Genomic DNA, 12,350 nt, shown 5'->3' with positions numbered 1-12,350 from the left:
TCCATGAGGCGAACTCTGCGATCCACTCCACAGGTGCTCGTCATCGCCACGCTGGCCTGCCTTTCCGCGGGAGTGGTTGCTGATGGTCAGGCGCCGCGCACGCCGACGCCGTCAAACGTGGTGTACGACCCGCTCCTCTACCAGGCTCTCCGCTACAGGATGATCGGGCCCCACCGGGGATCCCGTTCGACAGCCGTCGCCGGAGTGCCCAGCCAGCGGGAGACGTTCTACATGGCGCCAGCCGCAGGTGGTGTCTGGAAGACCACCGATGGTGGCGAAACATGGGTGAACGTGTCAGACGAGTATTTCAAAGCCGGATCGGTCGGTGCGATTGCCGTCGCGGATTCCGATCACAACGTGGTGTATGTCGGCACCGGCTCCGCCTGCATCCGTGGAAACGTATCGCCGGGCATCGGGATGTATAAGTCGACCGACGCGGGCCGGAGCTGGCAACACATCGGCCTGGATGATGCCGGCCAGATCGCCCGGGTCCGCGTCCATCCATCGAACGCAGACGTGGCGTATGTGGCGGCGCTGGGTCACGCGTTCGGTCCCAACAAGGAGCGCGGCGTCTTTCGCACGAAGGACGGTGGCAAGACGTGGGAGAAGCTCCTGTTCGTCAACGAGCGCACCGGCGCCGTCGATCTCTCCATGGACGCCACCAACCCCCGCATCCTGTACGCCGCGATGTGGAGTGCCGAGCGCAAGCCCTGGACGTTCACTTCCGGCAGCGCCGATGGCGGCCTCTACAAGACGACCGACGGCGGCGACACCTGGACGCAGGTGAAGAACGGACTGCCGCAGGGAATCGTCGGCCGCATCGGGGTTGCCGTGTCGCCGGCGAATGCGAACCGGGTCTGGGCGATCGTCGAAGCGGAAGATGGTGGCGTATTCCGTTCAGAGGACGCGGGTGGCACCTGGCAGCGGGTGAACGATGACCGGGAGCTTCAGGCGCGCCCATGGTACTACATGCACATTTTCGCGGATCCCCGCGACGAGAACGCTGTCTACGTCGGCAGCAGCCACTTTATGAAATCCACCGATGGCGGGCGCTCGTTCGCGCCCATCGCGGTGCCGCACGGCGATCAGCACGATCTGTGGCTGAACCCCAATGATCCGAACGTAATGATAGAGGCAAACGACGGAGGCGCTCAGGTCTCCTTCAACGGAGGAAGGAGCTGGTCCACGCAGCTCAACCAGCCCACAGCGGAGATCTACCGCGTCGCTGTCGACAACCAGTTCCCGTATCGCGTCTATGGCTCCCAGCAGGACCAGTACGAGGCCATGTCGCTCCCAAGTCGCTCGGCGAACTTTGGCGCGAAGCTCCACCCGCAGAACTGGCACGGCGTCGGCGGGTTCGAAGGAGGTGACGTCGCCGTCAATCCCAAGGACCCGAATATCGTCTATTCCGGCGGCGTCGGCCGGCTCACCCGCTACGACCATCGCAGCCGGTACATCCAGGAAATCAAACCGTACCCTGAGATCGGCGGGACGGCCGCGAAGAACCTCCGGTATCGATACCAGTGGACGGCTCCCATCCGCGTGTCGCCGCACGACCCCAACGTGCTCTACACGACGTCTCAGGTCGTGCACAAGTCCACCGACGGCGGCTACAGTTTCCAGGTCATCAGTCCGGACCTGACGACCAACGACCCCAGCAAGCAGGGCTACTCCGGTGGCCCCATCACCCGGGACCAGACGACGGTCGAGATCTACTGCACGATCTTCGCCTTCGAGGAATCGCCTCACCAGCAAGGCCTCCTCTGGGCGGGGACCGACGACGGACTCGTGCACGTGTCGCGTGACGGCGGCGGTCGCTGGGAAAACGTGACGCCCAAGGGCATGCCGCAGTCAGCGACCGTCAACATGATCGAGCTTTCCCCACACGACCCTGGGCGTGCGTTCCTCGCAGTGCAACGGTACCGGATGGATGACTTCAAGCCATACATCTTCCGTACTACCGACTATGGGAAGACGTGGACGTTGCTGACCAGCGGGACGAATGGCATTCCCGCCAACCACTTTGTTCGGGCCGTGCGGGAGGACCCCGATCACAAGGGACTGCTGTACGCCGGCACGGAATTCGGGATGTACGTCTCGTTCGACGACGGTTCCCACTGGCAGTCGCTGCAGCTGAACCTGCCGGTTGTGCCCGTCACCGATCTGCGCGTCCATCGCAAGGACCTGGTCCTGGCGACCAACGGGCGATCGTTCTGGATCCTGGACGACCTGACACCGCTCCATCAGCTCAGCGATCGGCTGACGACGGCCCCCGCATATCTGTTCAGGCCGCGCGATGCCTATCGCGTGCAGACATCGGAGGAAGAAGCGAGCCAGGCGTACGTCGCCGGCACGGAGTACGTCAGCAATCTTCGGGACATGTTCGGCGTTGCCCGCATCGACCGGCATCGTCTCGGTACGGACGCGCCGGATGGGACAACCATCTACACGTATTTCGCCAAAGAGCCACAAGGTGACGTCACGCTCGAGATTCTGGACGGTGGCGGCAAGGTGGTCCGCAGCTTCCGAAGTGCCGACGCCGCGAAGGACGCGTCGTTGGTCGCCAGGCCGGAGTCCCCGTGGCTCAAGCCAGCCAGCACCTTCTGGAAGGCGGGATTGAACCGCTTCGTCTGGAACCTGCGCTATCCCGGCGTGCCCGGTAACGCGCTTGGCCCCAGGGCCCTGCCCGGTACCTACCAGGTGCGGGTGACTTCACGTGACTGGACTCAGATGCATTCCTTCCGTGTGCTTCCCGATCCGAGAACGAACGTGACCGACGCGGATCTTCAGCAGCAATTCACGCTGCTCCTGCAGATCCACGAGACGATCGGCACCGTTGCGCAGGCCGCCAGCGACCTCCGTGAGGTGCGCGGGCAAATTGCCGATCTGGTCGGACGGATGGCCCCGAGCGGGCACGGTCCGGAGGTGAAGAAGGCTGCCGATCCGCTTCTGGAGAAGTTGAGCTCCGTCGAGAACGTGCTCGTGCCGACCGACCGCGACCATCTGATGAAGAACCTCGACGCACCACCCAAGCTCATTGCCGAATACCGCGCGCTCTACGCATATGTCGCCAGTGCCGACGCGAAGCCGACCACCGGGGCGGCGGCGCGGTTCCACGACCTGAAGCTGCGGCTCACCGAGCAACTCACGGCGGCAGCCCAGGCTCTCGAGACCGATCTGCGGGCGTTCAACGCCATGCTCCGCGACCGGGGCATCCCATCGGTCATCGTCCCGAGCCGGCGCTCCGCCACGGTCACCAGCGAGCAACCATGAGCGCCGCAGCGCGGGATGCTTCTATCGACGAGGAGCGCAGATGCCAGAACGACCAGTGGGCCCAGCATCGACGGTGGCCGCGCTGCTTCTCGCGGCGGTCGTGGTTGTTACGGCGGCAGTACCGGGCCGGTCAGAGACGGCGATTAAGGGCGTGTGGGCTCTGGTTTCGGACACTGACACCGAGGCCGCCAGAGTAGTACGGGACGATCGCACGTGGACCGGGATCTGGATGTTCAGCGATCGCTACCACTGCCTCGCGCGCATGGAGAACGGCCGGAAGAGCATACCCAGCGAGGAACTCGCGAAGCTTCCGCCGGATGCGCAGCTGCGTTACTACGAGCAGCTCGTTCACTTTTCCTCCACAGCGGGGACCTACACCATTGAAGGCCCGACGCTTCGCCGCAAATGGCTGGTGAGCGTCACTCCCGACCTCGTCGGACAGGAGTCACTCGGGAACTACGCGATTGCAGGCGACCGCCTGACGGTCGATTTGCCCCGGCGTTCTCCGGAGGGTGGGCCGTCCACGCGCGTGGTCTACCGCCGGCTCGAGGGACCTGGCGAGCGACCGACGCCGATTACCGGCGTGTGGGGATTCGTATCGGAGACGGATGCAGCGACGGGAGCGGTCCGGCACGATCAGCAGGCCATTGACGCCATCTGGATGTTCACGGCGCGACATCACTGCGTCGCACGCATGCAGCGGAGCCGGCAGGGTCTGACCCGTGCGGAGCTGTCGCGGCGATCGGCCGTGGAGCAGGTGAAGCATTACGAGCAGTTGCTTCGCTACGCATCGACGGCCGGCGAGTACACGGTCGAAGGGCAGACGCTCAGGCGGCGGTGGCAGGTTGCGAACGGACCAGACCTGGTGGGGCAGGAATCGGTCGCCACGTATTCGGTCGAAGGAAATCGGCTCGTCGTGAACCTGCCAGCTCGTTTGCCTGCGCCGGGGCCAGGCGTGCGGTTGGTGTACCGGCGCCTGGAGTGATGTCGTCTTCCGCGATCAGGAGGAACCAATGAAGGGGCTTGTGATGATGGCACTCGCCGGAGTGCTCGGCGTCGCGGTAATGCCGGCCGCCGCGCAGCAGGCGGTCATCTATGGAACGGTTGCCGATGCAAGCAAGGCCGTGCTCCCCGGCGTCACGGTCACGGTGACAAATCAGGGAACCGGTTTGAAGCAGTCGGTGCCGACCAGCGATCGCGGCGATTACCGTATTGTCGGGCTGCCGCTCGGCGTGTACTCCGTCGTGGCCGAGCTCGTCGGCTTTACGACGATGACTAGAAAGGACATCGCGCTTGGTCTCGAGGCACAGGTGCGCGTGGACTTCACGCTGGAGCTCGCAAGCGTCCGTGAGGCCGTGGTCGTTGTCGGCGAGTCTCCCCTCGTCGAGATCGAGCGCAGCGAGGTGGGGGGGAACGTGACGGCCGAGCAGATCAAGACGCTGCCCGTGACGGGCCGGCAGTGGATCAACCTGGCCACGCTGATGCCGGGCACGGGCCAGGACGCGATCCGCGCGCAGTTCTACAACAGCGTCAACATCGGGGCCGGGATCAATTACTACTCGAATGGGTTCTACGTTGACAACGTCACCAACAACTGGCAGCAGCAGGGAGAGCCGCGGCAGGACTTCCCGCAGGACTCGATCGCGGAATTCCGCGTGCACTCCTTCAATGCGCCGCCCGTATACGGTTTCGCGCAGGGAGGGTACCTCAGCGCCGTCACGAAGAGCGGGACGAACGAGTTTCACGGCGACCTGTTCGAGTTCTACCGCGACAAGTCGCTCAACGCGAGGACGATCTTCCAGTCGGAGAAACCGAACTACCGCCGCCACCAGATGGGCGGGGCGCTCGGCGGTCCCGTCGTGCAGAACCGTGCCCAGTTCTTCGCGGCCTACGAGTACACCGATGAGTCCCAGTATTTCACGGTCAACACGCGGGGGATTTTTCCGGAATACGAGGGGACGTATCTCGCTCCGCAGTGGAACCACATGGCGGTCGGACGCTTCGACCAGACCGTGAGCGACCAGCACCGTCTCTTTGCGCGGTATGCCCTGCAGCGGAACCTGCTGTCGAACACCGGTTCGGGAGGCATCGCGGCGCCGAGCGCCGGGTCCAACTTCAGTGCGCCGCGGGACGCCGTCGTCGTGGGAGAAACCTGGGTCATCTCGAACCGCGCCGTCAACGAGTTCCGTTTTCAACGGGCTATGGCGACCTATATTGGCTGGCCGTCGGTGCCGGGCCTCAAGTGGACCAAGGCCGGGTCGTTCCCCCAGGAGCGCCTTGACTCGCTGCCGGACATCGTCACGCGGCCGAGTCTCCGGCTCGGAAACGCCAGTTCCTTTATCGGTCCCGAGCGGCGGTTCGAGATCAAGGACGATCTGACCTACACGATCGGCAGCCACGAGCTCGCGGTCGGTGTGGACCTGAACTGGATCCTGTGGACGCCGGACAACTTCGGCAGCAACCGGAGCTTCTCGTTTTCAACCGATGCGCCGTTCGACCCCAACAACCGGGCGACGTACCCTTTTAATTTCCAGCAGCGCCTGTCGCCGACGCACGATCGCGTTCCGAGCACGGAGCATTCCGCTTACGTGGGGGACACGTGGCGCCCGACCTCAACGCTCACTCTCAACGGCGGCCTGCGGTACGACGTCCAGACCGGCGTGTGGAACGAGGACCTGCTCGAACAGGAACAGCCGGAGGTGCGGCTCGTCGATCGCGTGCTTCGGCCGGCCGGCAAACTGGATCCCACGCTCTTTCCTTTCTACGACGGCAGCACGCGGGGAGACTGGAACAACTTCGGCCCGCGCATCGGCATGACGTGGGATGTCAGCGGAACGGGTCGCCAGGTCATTCGCGCTGCGTATGGGCTGTATTACAACCGGTATCGTGCGAACCCGCAGCGGGCGGAGCTTTCCCCCCTGCAGCGACTGGTGATCATCGCGAATCCAAACTATCCGGATCCGTACCAGGGTCGCGATCCGTACGTCCTCGCGGCCACGGTCAGGAATATCACTATTCAGGGAAATGCCAATCGCACGCCGCACACGCACCAGTTCAGCCTTGGAACCACGCGGCAGATCGGCTCGAACATGGCCGTCAGTGTGGATGGGACGGTCGCAAACGGGTACAAGCAGGCGACGACACGCGACCTCAACTACTTCGCCGACGCTGCGGCCCGGGCGGCGAGGCGCCGACCGAATGCCAACTTCGGCCAGGTGCAGGAGAACCGCACCGAGGGTCTGCTTCGGTATCGAGCCGTCGAGATGCGCGTCACCAGGCGAATGGCCGATCAGTGGCAATTCACAGGGTCGTACACCGTCGGCTACGCAAGAAATACGAACGAGGGGTTCCCGGCCGACCACTTCGATCCGGGTGCGGACTACGGGTGGGCGGATGCCGACCGGCGCCACAGGCTCACGCTGAGCGGCATCGTTCAGACGTTCTACGATGTGCAGTTCAGCAGCATTCTGAAATACCAAAGCAACCTCGCCGTCAACATCCTTGCGGGCCGCGATCTCAACGGCGACACCATCACCAACGATCGTCCGCCCGGGATCACACGCAATACCGGCTGTCGGGATCTCGATCTGGGAGCCGTCAACGAATACCGCCAGGCGAACAGGCTGGCCCCTGCGACGAGCTTCTTCTGTGGCGGGTACCTCACGCTGGATCTGCAGGCGTCGAAGACCTTTGAGTTCGGCGGGCAGCGGAGCCTGGAGCTGATCTTCCAGGTCTTCAACCTGACGAACCGCGCGAACTACCTGCCAGCGGTCGGAAACGCTCTGTCGCCACTGTTTGGCCAGTCCACCGCGGTGGCGAGCGGCAGACAGGGGGAGCTTGCGATCCGGCTCAACTTCTAGCTCTCGTCAACCGCGGAGAGAACACATGACATCTGGTGCCCGCCGGCGCTTGTGTGTAACCCTCGCGTTGCTCCTGGCATCGCTCGCCTCGCCTCAAACGCAGCCGCCCGACCCGGCTGCCGTCGATCTCGGGCAGGTCTTTGCGAAAGGACCATTCCTCCAGGATCAGAACGACGATGGCGTGATCGACGCCATCAGGGCACGGATCGTCGTCCCGTCGGCCGGCACCCCCGAGGACATCGCGGCAGGCGCCAACATCGCCGCTCGGCTCGGATTCGAGGCTGCGGCATTCACACCCGGCCTGGGCGCCTTCGACAGTGACACGAGGGCGGACCAGCAGCCGCTCATCCTGATCGGGCGTACCAACAGTCTTATCCAGCGGTTGATCTCGGAAAAGAAGCTGGACCTTGGAAATATCAAGCCCGGTCAAGGGACCGTGGCGTTCGTTCCCGCCGCCTTCGGCGGGAATGATGCCCTGGTCGTTGCCGGCGCCGATGACGCAGGCACGGCCGCCGCCGCCGCGGCCGCCTCGGCACGCCTTCCGTACCTGTGGCAGCTTCGAAGCGATTCACTGAAGTCTGTTCAGGAGGACCTGCGGCGCGTCCTGGCCGGCCGCGGCGTGCGCGTGGTGCGATCCGCTGCAACCCGCGTCGTGTACGACAAAGGCAAAGAACAGGTGAGCACGCTCGCATTGGACGTGGACGTGTCGCCGGGGTCGGAGGCCAGCGCCGCTACGGTGTTGGAGGAAATTGCGCGCGCTCACGTCGTCGGGCAGGCGGACTTTACCGATCGGCGGGCCGACGCGCTCAACTATCACAGCCTGGAAACGCTTGAAGTGCGGCTGTCGCGTGGCAGGACCGTCCGCATCGACCGGTTCGGCCCGCCGTACAGAAGCAGGTTTCCGCGCAACCCCTGGACCCCGCCGGTTGAGGCGTGGAGCCTGGCTTCGATCTTCACGACGTCCGGCATCCTGGGCGACTCACGTGGGGACGATCTCATCGCCGACGAGACCGAGACGGCGCTGATTGTGGGCGAAGGCGCAGGCCGCGCGGTCGGCGCGATCGATCTTGCCGCCCGTATTGCGCTCGAGAGCACGGGCGCGTCGCTGCCGCTCGCGCGGGTGGAGAGCGAGATCGCCGACCCATCGACGGTGCCCAACCCGATCGTGGTCGGGCCAGGCAAGCTCGCCGCGGTCCTGCCCTCCGTCGGCCTCAATGCTGGCGAAGGCAGCATTCGCATCGTGCCCAGGGCGTTCGGATCCTTCCCGGCCGTGCTCGTCACCGGCGCCGACGCCGCCGGCGTGAATGCGGCCGCCTTCTACTTCGCCCGCTCCGTTCCACATCTCTGGAAGCCGCGTCGCGGCGAGGTCACCTTCGCCGACATCGAGGACGAATTCCACGCTTTTCTCCGAGTTCGATCCTCCGCGGGCCAGGCCGCCGCCGGCGTCGCTGCGATTGAGGCGGCGGTTGGTTCCATCGAGGAGGAGGTCGAAACGATCGACGCGAAGGTCTACCTCGAGGAGGAAAGCCCCCAGGTCGCTGCATTCCTCGAATCGCTGCTGAAGAAGCGCTTCCAGGGGGCGCGTGTTGCTGCCTCGGCGCCGTCCCGCTACGGCCCCGTGACGATCTTCGAGGATTCGCCGGACCTGGGGTGGGAGGTGGACGAGCTTCGGCGGCGTTTCGCCGCTGAAGTGCTGCCCAAGATCGGAAGTGGGAGCAACGTGCGGCTCGAGGTCTTGCTCAGCGAAGGGCCGCAGATTCGGCGGGAGATCGAGGCGGAGCTTCGCCAGGCGGTGAAACAGGCGGGCGCCTCGGACGTGTCTGTCCGCGTTATCTGCGCCTACAAGCAGGGATTCAGCTGGCTCGCCGACTATGTCCTTCCCGCTCTGAAAACCAAGTCGGTGGACTCGATCGCGATACGGTTCCCGACCGCCAGACCCCCGGATCCATCGCAGCCCTGGTATGGCCTCCCGATTCGCTGGCTGCAGGAGCTGTTTCCGATCGACGAGATCCTCGCGCGCGAGCTCAAGATCGGCGTCGACGCCACCAGATTCCAGAAAGTCGACGACGGCCCGATCGTCTACCGGGTGGAGGCCAGGGATCGCGCGGGCCGGCCGGTGTACTCGGATGAGTTCTCGCCCCGCTTCGTCGAACGCGAGTACTTCCCGCAGAAGCCGACCGCCCGAATTCACTACACGACGGCCGGTCTCCTCGCGCGGGTGAACGGGCAGGTCGTGGCGGACTTCAACGTGCGGACCGACCCGGAGCGCTTCTGGGACTACTACCAGACGAGGGCGCTGCCCCGGATGATGGACTACGTCCGCGAATATACGGGCGGTCGCCTCGGGCCCGAGAACCAGCCTTTCTTCCGCGACCTGATCTTCGACATCACGATGAGCGAGCCGGACTTCAGGCTGGACGTGGACGAGGAGCGGATCTCATCGCTCGATTCCCTTCATGAGGACTTGATGTTCGACACGATCGACTTCTGGTCGATCTTCAGTGGCAACCGGCCGGGCAGCCGTGACGTGGCCCCCGGTCGGATCATGCCGATGATCCATCCGGTCCAGCCGGGCAGGGCGCCCCGCGTCGCGATCACGTTCAAGGGAAACAACGTGCCGACGCCGAGAGTGGTGCTCTCCTACAGGACTCGAGGCGGAGCCACCGAGCGGCGGACGATTCAGCTCACCGACGCGGGCGTCGGGCGGCCGAATGTGACGGCGGTGCGCGTCCGCGCAGGCGCTGACGGCGTCGCGAGCGTCACGGCGACGGTCGGCGCCGGCAGCTTCGAGCAGGCGTCTTCCGTCGCGCGTCGGGTTGAGGCCCTGACGCGCATTCAGACTGCGGGGGGAGTCGCAGGCGCGCTGGCCTACGCTGGCCTCGGCGAGCTCCACGTGGAGGTCGGTTCCGCGACGGCCACCGTCGTCCGGAGTATCCGCCCCACCGCCGGGCGCAAGCACGCCGCCTTACCTCTGAAGCCGGCGGGACCGGGGCAGCGGATCGTGACATGGGACCACGTGATCGGTCCCGCGGAACTCGAGGACGAGATCCTGCCGCGCTTCCGCAACTTCCCCGAGATCAATTCGTACGTGGCCGGCCGCACGTATCGCGGCCGCAACGTGTGGGCCATGGACGTGATGCTCCCGATCCAGTCCGAGATCTGGTCGCAGGCGAAAGCGACCGCGCTCAAGCCGGTGCTTCTGATTTCGACGCGGCAGCACTCGAACGAAGTGTCGGCCACCAGCGCGGCGCTCAGGCTTGCGGAACTGCTGGCAACCGACCCTGAGTATCGCAAGTACTTGAAGAGGATGAACATCGCCTACCACCCGATGGAGAACCCGGATGGGGCAGCCAATCATCAGGAGTTCTACAAGCTTCAGCCGACCTACATCCTCCACGCGGGGTACTGGAGCTCGGTTGCCCGCGACGTCGGCGCCTACGTGTGGGACGAAGACCCGTTGCTGCCTGAAGCTTTAGTGCGCCGGAAGCTTTACTACACGTGGCTGCCGGACATTTACATGAACCCCCACGGGTACCCCAGCCACGAATGGGTTCACCAGTTTGCCGGCTACAAGGTGCCCTGGTTCATGGCGTTCTGGATTCCGCGCGGATACCACATCAACCTGCATCACATAGACGATCCGAACTTTCCGGATCATAAGCCTGTCGGCCTGGAACTGCGCGAGCGGATCATCGAGGAAGTGCAGGGCGTTCCGGCGATTCGGGCCACAAACGAGCGGCTCGTGCACCGCTTCGAGAAGTATGCCAGGCGCTACGAGCCAGACCCGTTCCGCCTCGAGATCTACAAGGGCATGAACATCCTCTTCGATCACTCGTATTCGTTCGCCGTGGGAGGCCCCTTCAGCCGGGAGATCTACGTCAATTCCCTGTGGGGCCGGCCACGCGGTGACAGCGGCGATGGCGGCGGCGGCCGGGAGGGACGCAGTTTCCTGAGCCGGCACCCGGAGATCACGGTGCTGGACCTCGGGTGCGACATGCCCGACGAGACGGCTTCGCCCGAGTGGATGGAGAAGATGGCGGCCCGCGGTCAGTTCGGCTACCTGATGGCGAACGTCAAGCTCCTCCACGACAGCCGCTGGGAGGTCAAGCGTTTCGAGGAGGACTTCCGCGACGGCGTGCGGCTCTCGTTCTTCCGCCCGCGTCCGGTCAAAGCAGCGCGCGGCGGGCCCAGACCGGCGACGTCGAGCCAGTGACGCCAACGATCGCTGTGAGATCCGGAGACCGGAGTCTTTCATGCCTCGAATTGGTATCGACACCGGCGGCACGTTTACTGACCTGGTCATGCTCGACGAGCGCGCCGTCACGGTCCACAAGGTTCGCTCGACGCCCCACGACCCGTCGCAGGCCATTCTCCTGGGCATCCACGATCTCATGGGAAATGTCGACGGCGCCGATATCGTGCACGGCTCGACGGTCGCGACCAACGCCGTTCTGGAGCGCAAGGGCGCCCGCGTCGCGCTCCTGGCCACCGCCGGGTTCGAGGACGTGCTCGCCATCGGCAGGCAGACCCGCCGCGAGCTGTACAACATTTTTGTGGAGGATCGAAGGCCTCTGGTCGAGCCGGGGATGATTTTCGCTGTGGTCGAGCGCGTCACCGCCGAAGGGGACGTCGTCTTGGCGCTCGATCCAGCGGCAATGGGCGTACTTGCCGAGGAGCTGTTGCGGAGCGGCTCGGAGGCGGTCGCGATCTGCCTGCTCCACTCGTATGCCAACCCGGTCCACGAGCAACTCGCCGCCGATCAGTTGGCGAAGACAGGACTCTGCATCTCGGCTTCGCATCGTATCCTCCCGGAGTACCGGGAATTCGAGCGGTGGAGCACCACGGTGGTCAACGCGTACGTCACGCCCCTGATGGCACGGTACCTCTCCAGGCTGGAGGAGAAGCTGGCTCGTGCCCGACTGAGTCTCATGCAGTCGAACGGCGGGTCAATCTCGGCCGCCAGCGCCAAGGCGACGGCCGTCCAGACGATTCTCTCAGGGCCGGCAGCCGGCGTTGTCGGCGCGCGCGCTGTCGCCGAGGCCGCGGGCTTTTCTGCCGTTATCTCGTTCGACATGGGCGGTACCTCCTCAGACGTGTGCGTGATTGAGGGCGATCTCGGGGTGATGACGGAGTCAACGGTCGGTCATTTTCCGAAGCTCTTGCCGATCATCGACATCCACACCGTCAGTGCCGGCGGCTGGTGCATCGCATACGTCG

Annotated in this window: 5 protein-coding genes; all 5 read left to right on the top strand. The window is 64.9% G+C overall.

The window, feature by feature from the left end; all coding sequences use genetic code 11:
• Positions 1-3: 3 nt before the first annotated feature.
• Positions 4-3,273 carry a glycosyl hydrolase gene (locus HYU53_12140; protein ID MBI2221943.1) on the top strand — a complete coding sequence of 1,090 codons (3,270 nt, stop codon included), beginning with the start codon at positions 4-6 and terminating at the stop codon, positions 3,271-3,273.
• A 40-nt stretch (positions 3,274-3,313) separates the two neighbouring features.
• Positions 3,314-4,258, top strand: a complete 945-nt coding sequence (locus tag HYU53_12135; GenBank protein MBI2221942.1) for a lipocalin-like domain-containing protein — start codon at positions 3,314-3,316, stop codon at positions 4,256-4,258.
• A gap of 28 nt (positions 4,259-4,286) precedes the next feature.
• Positions 4,287-7,133, top strand: a complete 2,847-nt coding sequence (locus HYU53_12130) for a TonB-dependent receptor (protein ID MBI2221941.1) — start codon at positions 4,287-4,289, stop codon at positions 7,131-7,133.
• Between the two features lie 49 nt (positions 7,134-7,182).
• Positions 7,183-11,346, top strand: coding sequence for a hypothetical protein (locus HYU53_12125; GenBank protein MBI2221940.1), 4,164 nt, complete (start codon positions 7,183-7,185; stop codon positions 11,344-11,346).
• A 40-nt stretch (positions 11,347-11,386) separates the two neighbouring features.
• Positions 11,387-12,350 (top strand): hydantoinase/oxoprolinase family protein (locus HYU53_12120; GenBank protein MBI2221939.1); only part of this gene is annotated, 964 nt, incomplete at its 3' end.

The sequence above is a fragment of the Acidobacteriota bacterium genome, from assembly GCA_016184105.1.
Classification (GTDB): Bacteria; Acidobacteriota; Vicinamibacteria; order Vicinamibacterales; family 2-12-FULL-66-21; genus JACPDI01.
Note: the sequence above shows the minus strand (reverse complement) of the source record. Positions and strands in the feature narration are given on the sequence as shown.